The 18448-nt window shown below is 56.2% G+C and carries 18 protein-coding genes; 8 read left to right on the top strand and 10 right to left on the bottom strand.

The genetic code is table 11. The annotated features are described in order from the left end of the window. Nucleotides 1-5 precede the first annotated feature (5 nt). Nucleotides 6-806, bottom strand: coding sequence for a PTS mannose transporter subunit IIC (manY, locus tag BFV65_RS12355; protein WP_022648448.1), 801 nt, complete (start codon nucleotides 804-806; stop codon nucleotides 6-8). A gap of 47 nt (nucleotides 807-853) precedes the next feature. Next, entirely contained in the window at nucleotides 854-1816 is a 963-nt protein-coding gene (gene manX / locus BFV65_RS12350) for a PTS mannose transporter subunit IIAB (RefSeq protein ID WP_022651434.1), read from the bottom strand. A gap of 463 nt (nucleotides 1817-2279) precedes the next feature. Here manX and yoaE point away from each other — a divergent pair, with 463 nt between their 5' ends. Further along, nucleotides 2280-3839 (top strand): CNNM family cation transport protein YoaE, encoded by a 1560-nt coding sequence (yoaE, locus tag BFV65_RS12345; protein ID WP_023300354.1) that lies wholly within the window; start codon nucleotides 2280-2282, stop codon nucleotides 3837-3839. A 6-nt stretch (nucleotides 3840-3845) separates the two neighbouring features. Here the strand turns inward: yoaE and BFV65_RS12340 are convergent, their stop codons facing one another. The 4 genes from BFV65_RS12340 to pabB form a co-directional block, all read right to left on the bottom strand. Continuing rightward, nucleotides 3846-5444, bottom strand: a complete 1599-nt coding sequence (locus tag BFV65_RS12340; RefSeq protein WP_023300353.1) for a cyclic di-3',5'-guanosine monophosphate phosphodiesterase PdeD — start codon at nucleotides 5442-5444, stop codon at nucleotides 3846-3848. Between the two features lie 130 nt (nucleotides 5445-5574). Next, entirely contained in the window at nucleotides 5575-6939 is a 1365-nt protein-coding gene (gene sdaA / locus BFV65_RS12335; protein WP_022648444.1) for an L-serine ammonia-lyase, read from the bottom strand. A 184-nt stretch (nucleotides 6940-7123) separates the two neighbouring features. After that, entirely contained in the window at nucleotides 7124-7702 is a 579-nt protein-coding gene (locus tag BFV65_RS12330; RefSeq protein ID WP_022648443.1) for a CoA pyrophosphatase, read from the bottom strand. After that, on the bottom strand, nucleotides 7699-9033 hold the full coding sequence (gene pabB / locus BFV65_RS12325; RefSeq protein ID WP_032622420.1) for an aminodeoxychorismate synthase component 1: 1335 nt from the start codon (nucleotides 9031-9033) through the stop codon (nucleotides 7699-7701). Before pabB ends, BFV65_RS12330 begins: the two co-directional genes overlap by 4 nt. A gap of 61 nt (nucleotides 9034-9094) precedes the next feature. Between pabB and BFV65_RS12320 the strand changes: the two genes are divergently transcribed. After that, on the top strand, nucleotides 9095-9274 hold the full coding sequence (locus tag BFV65_RS12320) for a YoaH family protein (RefSeq protein WP_022648441.1): 180 nt from the start codon (nucleotides 9095-9097) through the stop codon (nucleotides 9272-9274). A 6-nt stretch (nucleotides 9275-9280) separates the two neighbouring features. Here BFV65_RS12320 and BFV65_RS12315 read toward each other — a convergent pair whose 3' ends face one another. Further along, nucleotides 9281-9625 carry a RidA family protein gene (locus tag BFV65_RS12315; RefSeq protein ID WP_022648440.1) on the bottom strand — a complete coding sequence of 115 codons (345 nt, stop codon included), beginning with the start codon at nucleotides 9623-9625 and terminating at the stop codon, nucleotides 9281-9283. 133 nt (nucleotides 9626-9758) lie between these two features. Between BFV65_RS12315 and BFV65_RS12310 the strand changes: the two genes are divergently transcribed. From BFV65_RS12310 to rnd, 5 genes are all read left to right on the top strand, one after another. Beyond that, nucleotides 9759-11669 carry a DNA repair helicase YoaA gene (locus BFV65_RS12310; RefSeq protein WP_023303884.1) on the top strand — a complete coding sequence of 637 codons (1911 nt, stop codon included), beginning with the start codon at nucleotides 9759-9761 and terminating at the stop codon, nucleotides 11667-11669. Nucleotides 11670-11735: 66 nt separating this feature from the next. Further along, nucleotides 11736-12431: a tRNA (adenosine(37)-N6)-threonylcarbamoyltransferase complex dimerization subunit type 1 TsaB gene (gene tsaB, locus BFV65_RS12305; protein WP_023300348.1), complete on the top strand. Its 696-nt coding sequence runs from the start codon at nucleotides 11736-11738 to the stop codon at nucleotides 12429-12431. A 37-nt stretch (nucleotides 12432-12468) separates the two neighbouring features. Then, complete coding sequence (locus BFV65_RS12300) at nucleotides 12469-13050, top strand: Slp family lipoprotein (protein WP_069596704.1); 582 nt, start codon at nucleotides 12469-12471, stop codon at nucleotides 13048-13050. A 203-nt stretch (nucleotides 13051-13253) separates the two neighbouring features. Next, the gene (fadD, locus tag BFV65_RS12295) at nucleotides 13254-14939 is read left to right on the top strand and encodes a long-chain-fatty-acid--CoA ligase FadD (protein WP_072201026.1); all 1686 of its coding nucleotides are present in this window, start codon (nucleotides 13254-13256) and stop codon (nucleotides 14937-14939) included. 83 nt (nucleotides 14940-15022) lie between these two features. Beyond that, complete coding sequence (gene rnd / locus BFV65_RS12290) at nucleotides 15023-16138, top strand: ribonuclease D (protein WP_123059168.1); 1116 nt, start codon at nucleotides 15023-15025, stop codon at nucleotides 16136-16138. 86 nt (nucleotides 16139-16224) lie between these two features. Here the strand turns inward: rnd and minE are convergent, their stop codons facing one another. Genes minE through minC form a run of 3 tightly spaced genes read right to left on the bottom strand, consistent with a single transcriptional unit; the run spans nucleotide 16225 to nucleotide 18037 of the window. Continuing rightward, complete coding sequence (minE, locus tag BFV65_RS12285) at nucleotides 16225-16491, bottom strand: cell division topological specificity factor MinE (RefSeq protein WP_003859937.1); 267 nt, start codon at nucleotides 16489-16491, stop codon at nucleotides 16225-16227. Between the two features lie 3 nt (nucleotides 16492-16494). Then, nucleotides 16495-17307, bottom strand: coding sequence for a septum site-determining protein MinD (gene minD, locus BFV65_RS12280; protein ID WP_003859938.1), 813 nt, complete (start codon nucleotides 17305-17307; stop codon nucleotides 16495-16497). Between the two features lie 22 nt (nucleotides 17308-17329). Continuing rightward, on the bottom strand, nucleotides 17330-18037 hold the full coding sequence (minC, locus tag BFV65_RS12275) for a septum site-determining protein MinC (RefSeq protein ID WP_015570311.1): 708 nt from the start codon (nucleotides 18035-18037) through the stop codon (nucleotides 17330-17332). Between the two features lie 123 nt (nucleotides 18038-18160). On the opposite strand from minC, the gene BFV65_RS12270 reads away from it, so the two are divergent. Continuing rightward, on the top strand, nucleotides 18161-18436 hold the full coding sequence (locus BFV65_RS12270; RefSeq protein ID WP_006810982.1) for a YcgL domain-containing protein: 276 nt from the start codon (nucleotides 18161-18163) through the stop codon (nucleotides 18434-18436). Nucleotides 18437-18448: the final 12 nt, after the last annotated feature.

Raw genomic sequence — 18448 nt, 5'->3', positions numbered from 1 at the left:
ACCTGTTAGTCCAGTTCGTTATCGAGATCGTTGTTACCAGCAGCCTGCGCAGGGGCACCCGCGACACGGTTGTATTTCGGGCTGAGCTGGATATAAAGAATCGCCATCACCGCACCAATCACACCCAGCGCAACCAGGTTGAAGTTGGTGAATGCAGCGGTAACGAAGCCAAGGTAGAAGAACGGCATCAGATAGCCTGCGCGCATCATGTTGATGACCATCGCGTAACCTACGACCACAATCATACCGCCCGCGATATTCAGACCGCCGGTGACCACTTCTGGTATGGCGTTCAGCATACTTTGAACTTCACTGGTCCCAACGGAAATCGCCACGATAACGGCCGGAATAGCGATACGCATCGCCTGCAGGAACAGGGACGAGACGTGGATCCAGGAGAGCGCTGTCAGGTTGCCGTTATCGGCCGCCTTATCCGCCGCGTGCTGGAAGGCAACGGTGATGGTACGAACAATGATGGTCAGCACCTGGCCTGCCGCGGCCAGTGGAATGGCCAGCGCGATACCGGCACCGATACTCTGATGACCGGCGATAACCAGAACGGTCGAAATAATGGACGCCAGCGCGGCATCTGGCGCAACTGCCGCACCGATGTTCATCCAGCCGAGGGCGATCATTTCCAGGGTACCACCGATGATGATACCGGTTTTCATGTCACCGAGAACGGCGCCAATCAACGTACAGGCCACCAGAGGGCGGTGGAACTGAAATTCATCAAGTACGGACTCCATACCCGCAATACACGCGACGATGAACACCAGCACAATCTGAAGAGTAGTAATCTCCATTGCACTTCTCCTATTACATAAGCTCTATATGAAAAACCGGCCCGGGCTTATTTCCCCACTTTGCCGATCAAATCCATCATTTTCAGTTTCTGATCCGTGGAAACCTTACGGGCTTCCAGCTCGATACCGCGTGCATTCAGCTTGTTGAAGGCCTCGATATCTTTCGCATCCACTGAAATCGCGTTGTTGACCTGCGTTTTGCCCTGACGGAAAGCCATACCGCCAATGTTAACGGAGGTGATTTTCACGCCGCCTTCAACAATGCGTTCAACGTCTGTCGGGTTGGTGAACAGAAGCATCACGCGTTCGCCCGCATATTTCGGGTTGTTGTAAACGCGGATCATTTTGGCGACATCCACGACGTGCGCGGTGACGCCCGGCGGTGCAACCTGGGTAAGAAGGGTTTTACGGACAGTGTCGGCGGCCACTTCGTCACTGACCACGATGATGCGTTGTACGTTGGTCTCTTTGGTCCAGCGCGTCGCCACCTGGCCGTGGATCAGACGGTCATCAATACGCGCAAGGCCGATAACCATGTAATCGTTCGGACCCATTGGCTTCGCCGGTGCCGCGGCTTTTGGTGCAGCAGGGGCAGGGGCAGGTTTTTCAACCGGCTGTGCTTTCAGCGCCTTCACGCCTTCGCGACCGGTTTCCACCGCCAGCGCCACCAGCTCGTCAAAGCCTGGGTTGTCGTCACGCGCCATGAAGGTTTCCACCAACATTGGGATATTTACCCCGGCGACGACTTCATAATGCTCTTTATCGACGACAATGCGGCTGGCAGCGTTGAACGGGCTGCCGCCCCATGTATCCACGAGAAACAGCACGCCTTTGCTGGTATCCAGCTTCTCAAGCTGAGCAGTGTACTTTTCAATCAGCGTCTCGGCGTTTTCACCGGGAACGAAATCGATCCAGCCGACGTTTTCCTGCTCGCCCAACAGCATTTCTGCCGTTTTGAGTAACTGCTCCGCAGCCCAACCATGTGTGCCTATGACAATAGCAATGGTCACTTGCTACCTCCTATTATTATCATTTATACGTCTGCCAGGCAGGCGTACTGAGAATCGTATTGGCGAACCGAATCGATTCAGATAAGGGTTAGAGTTCTAAAAAACCAAGACTTCCGCGAATTATTTTAGATAGTGAAAAAATAATTTATGTGATGAAGATCCGTAATTTAGCTACGCCTTACAGATTTTTCTGTAAGATAAACCACGTGTGTTACAGAAGTTTGCAAAGGAACGTAAATCTTTGCTAAAAACCCATTGTCTCTGATATGTTTAGCGTCCGTTTAATTATTCAGGAGTATAGGGCTACAGCCCACTATATGGACCGTCACCGACGTCAGTCATCTTCCAGGCCATTCCGCGCCTTATTCACCGGCGACCTTCGCCACGCATCGACCCCCATTCCCTTTGAAATGCCCGAAATTAGCGGGGCACCGTTTTGTCATTCCTTTAGCAGGAGCGTGTCATGGAATTCTTAATGGACCCGTCAATCTGGGTAGGCTTGCTTACGCTGGTCGTGCTGGAGATCGTTCTCGGTATTGATAACCTGGTGTTTATTGCCATCCTTGCGGATAAGCTGCCGCCGAAACAGCGTGATAAAGCCCGTCTGATCGGCCTCTCGCTGGCGCTGATCATGCGACTGGGCCTGCTGTCCGTGATCTCGTGGATGGTTACGCTGACTAAGCCTCTGTTCACCGTCATGGATTTCACCTTCTCCGGCCGTGATTTAATCATGCTGGTGGGGGGGCTTTTCCTGCTGTTCAAAGCTACAACAGAGCTGCATGAACGGCTGGAGAACCGGCAGCATGATGATGGCCACGGTAAGGGGTATGCCAGCTTCTGGGTGGTGGTCCTGCAGATTGTGGTGCTTGATGCGGTCTTCTCACTGGATGCGGTGATTACAGCGGTTGGCATGGTGAACCATCTGCCGGTGATGATGGCGGCGGTTGTGATTGCGATGGCGGTAATGCTGCTGGCGTCGAAACCGCTGACGCGTTTCGTCAACCAACATCCGACGGTCGTCGTGCTGTGTCTCAGTTTCCTGTTGATGATTGGTCTGAGCCTGGTGGCAGAAGGTTTTGGTTTCCATATACCGAAAGGCTACCTGTACGCCGCGATTGGCTTCTCGATTCTGATCGAGCTGTTTAACCAGATTGCGCGCCGTAACTTCATTAAGCAGCAGTCGAATCAGCCGCTGCGCGCGCGTACCGCCGATGCGATCCTGCGCCTGATGGGCGGGCGTCGTCAGGTGAACGTGCAGGCGGATAACGAGAACCGTAACCCGGTTCCGGTGCCGGAAGGCGCGTTTGTGGAAGAAGAACGCTACATGATCAACGGCGTGCTTTCGCTGGCCTCCCGCTCCCTGCGCGGCATTATGACGCCGCGCGGTGAAATCAGCTGGGTGGACGCCAACCTGAGCGTCGACGAAATTCGCCAGCAGCTGCTCTCCTCGCCGCACAGCCTGTTCCCGGTCTGTCGGGGCGAGCTGGATGAGATCATCGGTGTGGTGCGCGCGAAAGAGATGCTCGTGGCGCTGGAAGAGGGCGTCAACGTCGAGGCCGTAGCGGCCGCGTCGCCTGCCATCGTGGTGCCGGAGACGCTGGATCCGATTAACCTGCTGGGCGTGTTGCGTCGTGCTCGCGGGAGCTTTGTTATCGTCACCAACGAATTTGGTGTGGTACAAGGTCTGGTAACGCCGCTGGACGTGCTGGAAGCCATTGCTGGTGAATTCCCTGATGCGGATGAAACGCCAGAAATCGTTGCCGACGGTGACGGCTGGCTGGTGAAAGGCACCACCGACCTGCACGCGCTCTCGCACACGCTGGGCGTCGAAAACGTGGTCAATGACGATGAAGACATCGCCACGGTAGCGGGGCTGGTGATTGCCGTTAACGGGCAGATCCCGCGTATCGGTGATGTGCTTGAGCTGCCGCCGCTGCAAATTACCATCGTTGAAGCCAACGACTATCGCGTTGATATGGTTCGTATTGTTAAAGAGCACTCTGTACACGACGAAGAAGAGTAACGCTATCTAGCGTAACGGCAATAAAGGCACGATGTGTCCGTTGTGACGGGCTGGCGGAGGGTTACTTTCCGCCAGCCATTTCGGAAACTCCCGCAGCGGCATCGGCCGCGCATACAAGTACCCCTGCAAAATATGTACGCTGTGGCGGCGCAAATAGCGTGACTGCTCCTCGGTTTCAACCCCTTCTGCAACCAGTTCAATATTCAACCTCTGGCCCAGCGCAATAATAATATCCGTTACCGTTGAGTTCACGGCGTCGGTGCCGATCGCGGTGGTGAAGGATTTATCAATTTTCAGCACGTCCGGGTGAAGTTTTTCAAGCCACGAAAGAGAACTATTGCCCGTACCAAAATCATCAATCGCAAGCTTCACCCCTTTGCGATGCAGCTCCCGCACGATGCGGTAATCCACATCGAGCAACGCATCGCGTTCGGTTAACTCTACAATCAACTTTTGAACAGGGTTCGCCTTAAACCAGATGCGGTTGAGATCCCGGATCAGCGCAGCGCGGCGAAAATGGCTGGCGGCCACGTTGATGCCAATATGGAAATCCCGTGAGGCCGGGAAAAAGCCTATCTGCCGCACCGTTTCGCTGATGACGTAGCGGGTAAGCGGAACAATCAGGCTATGTTCTTCAGCCAGGGGGATAAAGACATCGGGAGAAATCCAGCCCTGACGCGGGTTGTTCCAGCGCAGGAGGATCTCGACGCCAACGCATTCCCGGGTGCGGGCGTTTACCAGCGGCTGGCAGAAGAGTTCAAACTCCCGGGCAGCAATCCCCATATTAATTTCCCAGGTGAAACTTATGCGTCGCGCCGTGGCAAGCCAGGCGATATAGCCCATCAGTAAACTGAGCATCAACGCCAGCGGTAGCTGGGTGGGCAGATTTTTCAATGCCATTTGGCCTGCCCCCGGGCCGCTGACCGTGACGCTGAAAGGGTAGTGCTGTGAAGACTGTTCCAGCAGGGAGGCGTGTTCATCGAAGGTCGGCGTATTCGTCACCTGCTGCCCGTCGCGGAGAAAATTATCGCCTACTCTCAGGACCACGTCGGTGATTTGTGGCCGCTGTGGCTCCAGAATCATTTTGGTGATGAGATCGATATTCACTACCTCCATCAACCCGTCACTGCCGTCGCCCGCAAGGGGTGACCACTGAATCAGTACCGGACTGCCCTTTAACAGCCACCGATCGGTCAACAAGATCAGCCTGGGTTCACTGGACGGAAGCATCGGCTCAATGTCACTGACGGGCATATTTCGGCTGCCAAATACGCTCGAGCAATACAGTATTCCGTCTTTGACGAGGGCGATGGAGCGCACGGTCTGGAGGATCGCCGCCTGTTTTCGCAGAATCGGATTCGCTTCAGCGCAGGGCATATCAACCAGAAAACGTAGAGTTTCACGCTGGGTTTCTAACGCAAGAAGCACCTTATCAAGCGCACGCACGGTGTGGTGAGTAAAGTCGTGGATCCGATCCTGATTAATGTTGCGCTGTGAAATAAAGCGAATGCCCAGCGTCAGGACGAGCGTAACGAGCGCAACCGTAACACAGACGATAACGCGTTTTCGGCGATAGTCTTTAATGATCGTTTGTGCAGTTTGCATGAACGGTCGCCTGATAAGCACCGGCCGGAAAAGCCAGACGCAACAGTGACAGTGTAGTGGGGAAAACGTGAAGCGACGAGAGGCGGTGGGAAAATTCGCCCATCTGTTGCAGATGGGCGAAAAGGAAGGTTTAGTCGCACTGCACCTTAATGGCCAGACCGCCGCGCGAAGTCTCACGGTACTTCGCGTTCATGTCCTTGCCGGTTTCGTACATGGTTTCAATAACCTTATCCAGTGACACGCGTGGCTCGCTGGTACGGCGCATCGCCATACGCGAGGCGTTGATCGCTTTGACGGAGGCGATGGCGTTACGCTCAATGCACGGTACCTGCACCTGGCCGGCAACCGGGTCACAGGTCAGACCGAGGTTGTGCTCCATGCCGATTTCCGCCGCCACGCACACCTGCTCAGGGCTTGCGCCCAGCAGTTCCGCCAGACCGGCCGCCGCCATAGAGCAGGCCACGCCCACTTCACCCTGACAGCCTACTTCGGCACCGGAGATGGAGGCATTCATCTTGTACAGCGCGCCGATAGCGCCTGCCGCGAGGAAATAACGGATATAGATCTCCGGTGTCACGGGCTCAATAAAGTGATCGTAGTAGGCCAATACCGCCGGAACGATACCGCACGCGCCGTTGGTTGGCGCCGTCACCACGCGACCACCCGCTGCGTTCTCTTCGTTAACCGCCAGCGCAAACATGTTCACCCAGTCAACCACATTCATAGGGTCATTGGAGAACTTGTCGGTGGTGACCAGCATACGGCGAAGCGCAGAGGCACGACGCGGCACACGCAGTGGCCCAGGCAGAACCCCCTCGGTGTTCATCCCGCGGTCAATACAGGCGCGCATGGTTTGCCACACGTTAGCAAAATAGTCTTCGATCTCTTTCTTGCTGTGCAGCGCCAGTTCGTTCTGCATCACCATGCCGGAGAGGGAGAGACCGGTCTCTTTGCAATAGGCCAACATCTCGGTGGCAGATTTAAACGGATAGGGCACATTCACATCGCCCGCGCTCTCTTTGCCAAAGTGTTCTTCGTCAACGATAAAGCCGCCGCCGATGGAGTAGTAGGTTTTACTGTAGATCTCTTTTTCGCCGCTCCAGGCGTGGATGGTCATACCGTTTTCATGCAGCGGCAGGTTGTCGCTACGAAAACGCATCCCGTCATCCTGCGGGAAGTCCACTTCGTGCTGACCGTTAGCCAGCAGCAGACGACCGCGCGTTTCCACGTCGCGGATAAATGCCGGAATGGCATCAATATCAACTGTGTCCGGCATATTACCCGCCAGACCCATAATAATGGCGATATCGGTGTGGTGGCCTTTACCCGTTAATGACAGTGAACCGTAAACGTCTACGGCGACACGGGTAACGCTTTCCAGTAATCCTTTTTCGACCAGATCATCGACGAACTGTTTACCGGCCTTCATCGGCCCTACAGTGTGGGAAGAAGATGGACCAATCCCCACTTTGAACATGTCGAATATACTAATCACTTTCACACTCCTGACAGGGTTACTGGGGTTCCAGTAACGATGTTATAACTGCGCATAGTGTAAGAGGGAACACTAACCTCGGCTTAACTATTCACATGAATTAAACTAATGGTTAACGATGGTTTAGCTAATAGCGCGACGCCGATCGCAAACCTGCCAGAAAAGGGTGGAATGTAAAGTATAGTCAAGGCTTCAGGCCGATTTGTAGCGCAAGCTCACGAATGATGCCTGCCGTCATGCCCCAGACAAAATAATGCTGATACCACGACAGCCAGACCCGATGATCGTGCCCGCGGCGGTGAATATCCAGAGGATGATAGCGGCCCAGACGAAGGGCCTCTTCAAGCGGCATTTCGAACACCGCTGAAACTTCATCGACGCTGGCGTGATACTGAAGATCGGGCGGAATAATGCCGACGACCGGCGTGACCTGAAAACCGGTTACGCTGTCCACTGGCGGCAGCACGCCAATTACCTCGACCGCCTCCGGGGGGATCGCCACCTCCTCATGCGCTTCGCGCAGCGCGGCGGCAATCAGGGAAGCATCGGTGCTGTCCACCGCGCCGCCCGGAAACGCAACCTGACCGGCGTGTTTTCGCATATGCGGTGAGCGCTGGGTAAGCAACAGACCCGGCTGTTCACGACGCACGACCGGGATCAGTACCGCCGCCTGACGTTGATTCAGCGCGGCGCGGTTAACCTGGGGCCGCAGAAGCTGAAAACGCGACAGAAAATCATCCAGCGTCAGGTTGTCTTTCTTCACCGTGAGTTCTCCAGTTGTTTCAGGATACGATTCACTTTATCAAAGGTTTCCTGATATTCCGCCCCGGCCTGGCTGTCGGCTACAATGCCGCCGCCTGCGGAACAGTAAAGGTTACCGTCGCAGGCCGTCAGGGTGCGAATAGTGATGCTGGTATCCATGGTTCCGCACAGGCTCACATAGCCGATGCTGCCGCACCAGGCGTTGCGGCGATGCGGTTCCAGTTCGTCGATGATCTCCATCGCGCGGACCTTCGGCGCGCCGGTGATGGAGCCGCCCGGAAACGCGGCGCGGAGCAGATCGCAGGCGGTCCGCGAGGCCGGCAGGCGTGCAGTGATAGTACTGACCAGATGATGTACCGCCGGGAAAGGCTCCACAACGAACAGCTCCGGCACGCGCACGCTGCCCGGCTCGGCGACGCGGCCAATATCATTGCGCATCAGATCGACAATCATCAGGTTTTCAGCGCGATCTTTCGGCGAGGCCGCCAGCGTCTCCGCCTGCTGGCGGTCGGCGTTAGCATCGGCAAGGCGCGGCAGGGTGCCCTTGATCGGGCGGGTCTGAATAATACCGTCAGCCAGATGAATAAAACGCTCAGGCGAAAGGCTGAGGATGGCGCCGTGTTCAAGGCGTAAAAATGCGCTAAACGGGGCCTTATTGCTGGCATTGAGGCGAGTAAATGCCTGCCATTCGTCTCCCCGGTACGCCGCCTGGAAACGCTGGGCAAGGTTGACCTGATAACAGTCGCCGCTGTGAAGATACGCCTGCACGCGAGAGAATTTTTCCGCATATTCCGCCGCGCTCATGTTCGAGTGCCAGCCGGAGGTCAGCATAAAGTGTTCCGCTGTGGCGGGCCGTTGCGCCTCAAGCCAGGCCAGACGCGCCTGCACGTCTCGGTGGCTAAGCAGGGAAACCGTCTGCTTACGGTGATCCACGATTAGCGCCCAGTCATACAGCCCCACCGCCATATCCGGCAGGGAAATATCCGCCTGCGCATGCTCGGGCAGCTTTTCGAAACGGCGACCCAGATCGTAACCAAACAGGCCCAGCGCGCCCCCCTGGAAGGGCAGATCCGGATCCGGTGTGGCAGATAAGCCCAGAGCATGGATCTCGTTCTGAAGCCGCATCAGCGGATCGTCCGTGGGTGACAGCGCATCGGTCGTCAGCGTTTTAACCGGGTCGGCCACCAGAATATCAAAGCGGCTGTAGGGGTGATCCGCATGCCCGGAGTGCAGCAGCATGGCAAAAGGAAGGTGGCTCAGACGGGCAAACCAGAACTCGGCGGCGTCTGCACGCCAGGGTAAGGTCATAACAGTGGGGAAGCGCATGTTCATGTATGGCATACTACCGGGTAGCGTGAAATAATTAGCGCGAATAATTTAGCAGGAGTTAACGATGTTTGCAGGTTTACCTTCTCTCAGTCATGACCAACAGCAGAAAGCGGTAGAGCGGATTCAGGAACTGATGGGCCAGGGTATGAGCAGCGGAGAAGCGATCACCGTCGTCGCTCAGGAAATTCGCGCCAGTCATACCGGCGAGCGGATAGTGGCGCGATTTGAAGATGAAGATGAATAACCGGGCTTAAACTGCCGCGATAATCTTAATCTCCACCTTATACTCCGGTTTCATCAGCGTGGCCTGTACGGTGCAGCGTACAGGCGCGTGACCCGCCACTACCCACGCATCCCAGGCTTTATTCATCTCCGCGAAGTCGTCTTTATTCGCCAGGAAAATCGTCGCGTCCAGAATGCGGGATTTATCGCTGCCCTGTTTTTCCAGTACGGCGTCGATCTGCGCCAGGGTGTTAGCGGTTTGCTCGAAGGCGTCGGCGTCCAGATTGGCAGGGACACCGGTGTAGTACAGCGTCTGGTTGTGGATCACCACATCAGACCAGCGGGCTTCGGCATCAATGCGCGTAATTGTCATAAACGTATCCTCGTTATCTTTCATCGTCAGGCGGCAAGACTGCCATATTGTTCCGCCGTCGTCACTATTTGGGGTGGCACCGGAGAGAAGGGGCTGACATAATCCCTGTGCAAAAATACAGTGAGAGAACACCGTGGCAGACGATTTTTCCCCTGAAGGTCAGTTAGCACAGGCAATTCCCGGTTTTAAACCGCGCGAACCTCAACGTCAGATGGCGCATGCCGTCGCGCACGCCATCGACAAGGCGCAGCCGCTGGTTGTGGAGGCCGGCACCGGTACGGGGAAAACCTACGCTTACCTCGCTCCTGCGCTGCGGGCGAAAAAAAAGGTGATCATCTCTACGGGATCAAAAGCGCTCCAGGATCAGCTCTACAGCCGCGATTTACCCACGGTGGCGAAAGCGCTGAAATACAAAGGGCGTCTGGCCTTGCTGAAAGGGCGTTCTAACTATCTGTGTCTGGAGCGTCTCGAACAGCAGGCACTGGCGGGCGGTGACCTGCCGGTACAAACACTCAGCGATGTGATCGTCCTGCGCGCCTGGGCCAACCAGACGGAGGAGGGGGACATCAGCACCTGCGCGAGCGTGCCGGAAGACTCCCCGGCCTGGCCGCTGGTGACCAGCACCAACGACAACTGCCTCGGCAGCGACTGCCCGCTGTATAAAGACTGCTTTGTGGTGAAAGCGCGTAAAACGGCGATGGACGCCGACGTGGTGGTGGTGAACCATCACCTGTTTCTTGCGGATATGGTGGTCAAGGACAGTGGTTTCGGCGAGCTAATCCCGGAGGCGGAGGTGATGATCTTCGATGAAGCCCATCAGCTACCGGACATCGCCAGCCAGTATTTTGGCCAGTCGCTCTCCAGCCGTCAGCTTCAGGATCTGGCGAAAGATATTACCATTGCCTATCGCACCGAGCTCAAAGATACCCAGCAGTTGCAGAAGTGCGCGGACCGCCTGGCGCAATGCGCACAGGATTTCCGCTTACAGCTTGGCGAGCCGGGCTATCGCGGCAACCTGCGCGAGCTGCTCGCGGACAAAAATATCCAGCGCGCGCTGCTGCTGCTCGATGATGCCCTTGAACTCTGTTACGACGTGGCGAAGCTATCCCTCGGACGTTCAGCGCTGCTGGACGCCGCCTTCGAGCGGGCCACGCTCTACCGTGGGCGGCTGAAGCGGCTGAAAGAGATCAACCAGCCGGGCTACAGCTACTGGTATGAATGTACCTCGCGCCACTTCACCCTGGCGCTCACGCCGCTGACCGTTGCCGATAAATTCAAAGAGGTGATGGCGCAAAAGCCCGGCACCTGGGTCTTTACCTCGGCCACGCTGTCGGTCAACGACGATCTGCACCACTTTACCGAGCGTCTCGGCATTGAGCAGGCTGAATCCTTACTCCTCCCAAGCCCGTTCGACTATGAGAAACAGGCGCTGCTGTGCGTGCCACGCAATCTGCCGCTGCCTAACCAGCCAGGGGCGGCGCGCCATCTGGCGGCCATGCTAAAGCCGATGATTGAGGCCAACAACGGACGCTGCTTTATGCTCTGCACCTCTCACGCCATGATGCGCGATCTGGCCGAGCAGTTCCGCGCGACCATGACGTTGCCGGTGCTGTTGCAGGGGGAAACCAGCAAAGGCCAGCTGCTCCAGCAGTTTGTCAGCGCCGGTAATGCCCTGCTGGTGGCGACCAGCAGCTTCTGGGAAGGGGTGGACGTGCGCGGCGATACGCTCTCGCTGGTGATTATCGATAAGCTGCCATTCACATCGCCGGACGATCCGCTCCTGAAAGCACGCATGGAGGACTGCCGTCTGCGCGGGGGCGATCCGTTCGACGACGTCCAGTTGCCGGACGCGGTTATCACGCTTAAACAGGGGGTAGGGCGACTGATACGCGACGTCACCGACCGCGGAGTGCTGGTGATCTGCGACAATCGCCTGGTGATGCGTCCCTACGGCGCCACCTTCCTCGCCAGCCTGCCGCCTGCGCCGCGCACACGGGATATTAAACGCGCGGTCCGCTTCCTGGCGAACCCGACGGCGGAGTAATTCTTCCCGGAGTGTGTTAAGATGCGCGCCATTTTGTGACTGACCATTGCGAGAGCGCGACGACTGATGCGAATTCTGGCTATTGATACCGCGACAGAGGCCTGTTCCGTTGCCCTGTGGAACGACGGTACGACTTTTGCTCATTTCGAAGAGTGCCCACGGGAACACACCCAACGTATTCTGCCCCTGGTAAAAACCATTTTAACCGAGGGTAACACCGCCCTGACTGACCTCGACGCGCTGGCCTACGGCCGTGGTCCGGGCAGCTTTACGGGCGTACGTATCGGGATTGGCATTGCGCAGGGGCTGGCGCTGGGCGCTGACCTGCCGATGATCGGCGTTTCAACGCTTGCGACTATGGCTCAGGGTGCCTGGCGCATGACCGGTGCCAGCCGCGTGCTGGCCGCGATTGATGCCCGCATGGGTGAAGTCTACTGGGCGGAGTACACCCGTGACGAAAACGGCGTCTGGCACGGCGAAGAGTCGGAAGCCGTGCTTAAACCTGAAGCCGTCACCGAGCGCCTGAAACAGCTCACCGGTGAGTGGGCGACGGTCGGAACCGGCTGGCCGGCATGGCCTGAGATGGCGAAGGACACCGGCCTTACGCTGGTGGATGGTAACATGCTCCTGCCTGCCGCCGAAGATATGTTGCCTGTTGCCTGTCAGCAGCTTGCCGCAGGAAAAACCGTGGCCGTTGAACACGCCGAGCCGGTTTATTTACGAAACACCGTCGCATGGAAGAAACTTCCTGGCCGCGAGTGAATCTCAGTAACAGGAACTGAGAAAAAGGAGTCGCATCATGGCGGTTCAGACTAAAGTTGTACGCTTTTTTATGGCAGGCGCGGTTGCCATAGCACTGAGCGGGTGCGTCACCGTTCCTGATGCGATCAAGGGCACCAGCCCGACGCCACAGCAGGATCTGGTACGCGTGATGAATGCTCCGGAGCTGTATGTCGGGCAGGAAGCGCGCTTTGGCGGCAAGGTGGTTGAAGTGCTAAACCAGCAGGGGAAAACCCGGCTGGAGATTGCCACCGTTCCACTGGACAGCGGCGCACGGCCTGTTCTGGGTGAAGCCTCGCGCGGGCGGATCTACGCTGACGTCAGCGGCTTCCTCGATCCGGTAGATTTCCGCAGGCAGCTGGTGACCGTCGTCGGGCCGATTACCGGTTCGGTGGCGGGGAAAATCGGCAATACGCCATACAAATTTATGACCATGCAGGTGAACGGTTACAAACGCTGGCGTATCGCCCAGCAGGTGGTGATGCCGCCACAGCCAATCGATCCGTGGATGTGGGGTCCGCATCCGTATCGTTACGGCTACGGTGGCTGGGGTTGGTACAATCCAGGCCCTGCACAGGTTCAAACAATTGTAACTGAGTAAGTTACTGTTATTATTAGGAAAGAGACAGCGGCTCAGCCGCTGTCTCTGTTTTTTTACGGATAAAACGAAAAAAAAGAGTGACGCGCTTCGCAACCTGCAACCTGAAGAATTAATAAACTGGTACGCTGAGTTAATATAATGTTAACAAACTGTTTATTATCGGGGCTGTGATGACGACGAACACTCATTTCAGAGGTGATGCATTGAAAAAGGTTTGGCTTAACCGTTATCCCGCGGATGTCCCTGCGGAAATCAATCCTGACCGTTATCAATCCCTGATTGAATTATTTGAACACTCGGTACGGCGCTACGCTGACCAGCCCGCATTTGTGAATATGGGCGAAGTGATGACTTTCCGTAAGCTGGAAGAGCGCAGCCGGGCGTTTGCGGCCTATTTACAGGAAGGGTTGGGCTTGCAGAAAGGGGATCGCGTCGCGCTGATGATGCCAAACCTGCTGCAATACCCGGTGGCGCTGTTCGGGATCCTCAGGGCGGGGATGATCGTGGTTAACGTTAACCCGCTCTATACTCCGCGCGAGCTGGAACATCAGTTGAATGACAGCGGTGCGGCGGCGATTGTGATTGTCTCCAACTTTGCCCACACGCTGGAAAAAGTCGTTGAAAGAACCCAGGTTAAGCACGTCATCCTGACGCGCATGGGCGACCAGCTCTCTACCGCGAAAGGTACGCTGGTCAACTTTGTCGTGAAATACGTTAAGCGGCTGGTGCCGAAATACCACCTGCCGGATGCCATCTCTTTCCGCCGCGCGCTGCATGCGGGCTATCGGATGCAGTACGTTAAGCCGGAGATCGTGTCAGAAGATCTGGCTTTCCTGCAATACACCGGCGGTACCACCGGCGTGGCTAAAGGGGCGATGCTGACCCATCGTAATATGCTGGCAAACCTTGAACAGGTGAACGCCACCTACGGGCCACTGCTGCACCCGGGCAAGGAGCTGGTGATCACCGCGCTTCCGCTGTATCACATTTTTGCGCTGACCATGAACTGCCTGCTGTTTATCGAGCTTGGCGGTCAAAACGTATTGATCACCAACCCGCGCGACATTCCGGGGCTGGTTAAAGAGCTGGCGAAATACCCGTTCACCGCCATGACCGGCGTGAACACCCTGTTTAACGCGCTGCTTAACAATAAAGAGTTCCAGCAGCTCGATTTCTCCACGCTGCATCTTTCTGCGGGCGGCGGGATGCCGGTTCAGCAGGCGGTTGCCGAGCGCTGGGTAAAACTCACCGGACAGTATCTGCTGGAAGGCTATGGTCTGACGGAATGCGCCCCGCTGGTCAGCGTCAACCCGCATGACATCGACTACCACAGCGGCAGTATCGGTCTGCCGGTCCCGTCGACGGAAGCTAAACTGGTGGACGATGAGGGTAACGAAGTGCCTCACGGCGAACCGGGCGAGCTGTGCGTCAGAGGGCCGCAGGTGATGCTGGGCTACTGGCAGCGCCCAGATGCCACGGATGAGATCATCAAAGACGGCTGGCTGTACACCGGCGACATCGCGGTGATGGATGACGAAGGTTTTCTGCGTATCGTCGATCGCAAGAAAGACATGATCCTCGTTTCCGGTTTCAACGTCTATCCGAACGAAATCGAAGACGTGGTGATGCAGCACAGCGGCGTGCTGGAGGTGGCAGCGGTGGGGGTTCCTTCCGGCAGCAGTGGTGAAGCGGTGAAGATATTTGTGGTCAAGAAAGATCCTTCTCTTACCGAGGAAGCGCTGATAACGTTTTGTCGCCGGCAGCTGACGGGCTATAAAGTGCCGAAGCTGGTGGAATTCCGCGATGAGCTGCCGAAATCCAACGTCGGGAAGATATTACGACGAGAATTACGTGACGAAGCCCGTGCCAAAGTGGACAATAAGGCCTGAGCTTCACGTTAATCGCCCAGACGCCGGTTAAGCCGGCGTTTTTTATGGGCGCAAACAAAAGAGAGTCCGATTTGAATTACCAGATGATCACTACCAACGACGAGCTGGCTTCGCTGTGCGAGGTGACGCGTGATTTCCCCGCTATCGCCCTGGATACGGAATTTGTCCGTACCCGCACGTACTACCCGCAACTGGGCCTGATCCAGATGTATGACGGCAAACACGTGTCGTTGATTGACCCCCTCGGCATTACCGACTGGGCGCCAATGCGCGAGCTGTTGCTTGATACCGCCGTGACCAAATATCTGCACGCCGGCAGTGAAGATCTGGAAGTCTTTCTCAACACCTTTGGCATCATGCCGCAGCCGCTGATTGATACCCAGATCCTCGCGGCGTTCAGCGGTCGTCCGCTCTCCTGGGGCTTCGCGGCGATGGTGGAAGAGTACACCGGTCTGACGCTGGATAAGAGCGAATCGCGTACCGACTGGCTCGCGCGCCCGCTGACGGCGCGTCAGCTTGAATACGCCGCGGCAGATGTATTCTACCTGCTGCCGATTGCTGGCCAGCTTATGAAAGAGGCTGAGGCGTCCGGTTGGCTGTCTGCCGCCCTGGACGAGTGCCGCATGACGCAGCAGCGTCGTCAGGAAGTGGTTGATCCGAAAGAGGCCTGGCGTGACATCACTAACGCCTGGCAGCTGCGCACCCGTCAACTGGCCTGTCTGCAACTGCTGGCTGACTGGCGGCTGCGTAAAGCACGTGAGCGCGATCTGGCGGTTAACTTCGTGGTGCGTGAAGAACACCTGTGGGCGGTAGCGCGCTATATGCCGGGTAGCCTTGGCGAACTGGACAGCATTGGCCTTTCCGGGAGTGAGATCCGTTTCCACGGTAAAACGCTGCTCGCGCTGGTAGAGAAAGCTCAGCAGCTGCCGGAGGACGCACTGCCAGAACCACTGCTTAACCTGATGGATATGCCGGGCTACCGCAAGGCGTTCAAAGATATCAAAGCGCTGGTGCAGACGGTGGCGGGGGAAAGCAAACTGAGCGCCGAGCTGCTGGCTTCACGTCGTCAGATTAACCAGCTGCTGAACTGGCACTGGAAGTTGAAACCGCAAAATGGCTTACCGGAACTGGTCGCCGGATGGCGGGGGGAACTGATGGCTGAACGCCTGAACACCCTGCTGGAAGGGTATCCGCGCTAAAGAATTGTAGCCCCGGTAAGCGCCGCGCCACCGGGGAAATTGCCGGGCGGTACGATGCTTGCCCGGCCTACAAAACCACAAACGGATTAACGTGACTCTTCCGCTTCCGGAAGCGTCACGTTCAGCTCCAGAATCGAAATATCCCCGTCTTTTTGCTCCAACTGAACGGTGACCATTTCCGGGTCAATCTGCACGTATTTGCAGATCACTTCCAGAATGTCTTTGCGCAGCTGCGGCAGGTAGTGCGGTTCGGCGTCGCTACGACGACGTTCCGCCACAATGATTTGCAGACGTTCTTTTGCGATGTTGGCGGTGCTTTTTTTCCGCGAGAGAAAAAAGTCCAGTAATGCCATAACTTATCCTCCGAACAGGCGTTTGAGGAAACCTTTCTTCTCTTCTTCAATGAAGCGGAAAGGACGTTCTTCTCCCAGCAGACGGTCAACGGTATCCGCATACGCTTTACCCGCGTCTGCCTGTGTATCCAGGATCACGGGCTCGCCCTGGTTAGAGGCGCGCAATACGGACTGATCTTCCGGGATCACGCCAACCAGTTTGATGCGCAGGATCTCCAGCACGTCTTCCATGCTCAGCATGTCACCTTTGTTCACCCGACCCGGGTTGTAGCGGGTCAGCAGAAGGTGCTCTTTGATCGGCTCCTGGCCATTTTCCGCGCGACGAGATTTCGAGGCCAGAATGCCGAGAATACGGTCGGAGTCACGTACTGACGAGACTTCCGGGTTAGTAGTGATGATGGCTTCATCCGCGAAGTAGAGCGCCATCAGCGCGCCGGTTTCGATGCCGGCCGGGGAGTCGCAGACCACGAAGTCGAACTCCATCTTTTTCAGATCGTCGAGCACCTTTTCCACGCCTTCACGGGTCAGCGCGTCTTTATCACGGGTCTGGGACGCCGGGAGAATGTAGAGGTTCTCGGTACGCTTATCTTTAATTAGCGCCTGGTTAAGCGTGGCATCGCCCTGAATGACGTTCACGAAGTCATACACCACGCGACGCTCGCAACCCATGATCAGGTCCAGGTTACGCAGACCGATATCGAAGTCGATTACGACGGTTTTCTTTCCCTTCTGGGCCAAACCAGTAGCGATGGCCGCGCTGGAGGTGGTCTTGCCAACGCCTCCTTTACCCGAAGTCACAACAATAATGCGTGCCATAGAAATTCCTTGTTAAAAGGGATCAATTTAACGGTTGAACGGTCAAAGCGTTATCTGCCAGCTGCAGACGAGCCGCTTTGCCATAAAATTCGGCTGGGATTTTATCGCTCAGCCAATATTCACCTGCGATAGACACCAATTCTGCCGTCAGGTGAGTACAAAAAATTTGTGCTTCTCGATCGCCGCTGGCGCCCGCAAGCGCACGCCCACGCATCATACCGTAAACGTGAATATTGCCGTCTGCAATCAGTTCTGCGCCCGCACTGACGTGGCTTGTAACAATCAGATCACAGTTTGGCGCATAAATGCGCTGACCGGAACGAACCGGCAGATCAATCAATCGCGTTTTTGTGACTGGGGCTACATTTTGCGCCGGAGGCGGGGGAGCGGGAACGGTTGCAGGCGTTGCACGCGGGGCTTTTTCTTTGCCCTCGTTCAACAAGGGCAAACCCGCGCGTTCAATTTCGGCTTTTAACTCTGCGTCTTTGCAGCCGCTAATACCCACGATGCGCAACCCCGTGGAGACGACGGCCTGCTGGAGTCGCTTCCAGTTAACCGGCCCCTCAAGGTCGCTTACATTAACGACAACAGGAGCATGCTTAAGAAAAGCGGGAGCCTGCGCGATTTTGTCTTCTAACGCCTGACGAATAACCTCGGGTTTTGCATCATGCAAATGAACCACTGATAAGGTGAAGCTACTGCCTTTAAGCTCGATGGGCGTATTTGACATCCTGGCCTTACTCAATTTGCTATTAACCGCAACACATCGCCGCGATATTCCGAAGAGTATCAGGCATGTTATAGTCAGGAGTATATTGAGGCAAGCAACCACCCATTAATTCAGAGTAAAAACATGTTTTGTGTGATCTACAGAAGTACCAGCCGCGACCAGACCTACCTTTATGTCGAAAAGAAAGACGATTTTTCCCGCGTGCCTGAGGAATTAATGAAAAGCTTTGGCCGACCGCAACTGGCGATGCTGCTGCCGCTGGACGGCCGTAAGAAGCTGGTGAACGCCGATCTGGAGAAAGTCAAAAAGGCGTTAACCGAGCAGGGCTATTATTTACAGCTTCCGCCGCCACCGGAGAATTTATTAAAACAGCATCTTGAGGTGAGCGGAAAGAAATAAGCCCGGGTCATT

The sequence above is a fragment of the Enterobacter hormaechei subsp. hoffmannii genome, from assembly GCF_001729745.1.
GTDB classification, from domain to species: domain Bacteria; phylum Pseudomonadota; class Gammaproteobacteria; order Enterobacterales; family Enterobacteriaceae; genus Enterobacter; species Enterobacter intestinihominis.
The sequence above is the reverse complement of the archived record's forward strand: the minus strand, read 5'-3'. Positions and strand labels throughout refer to the sequence as shown.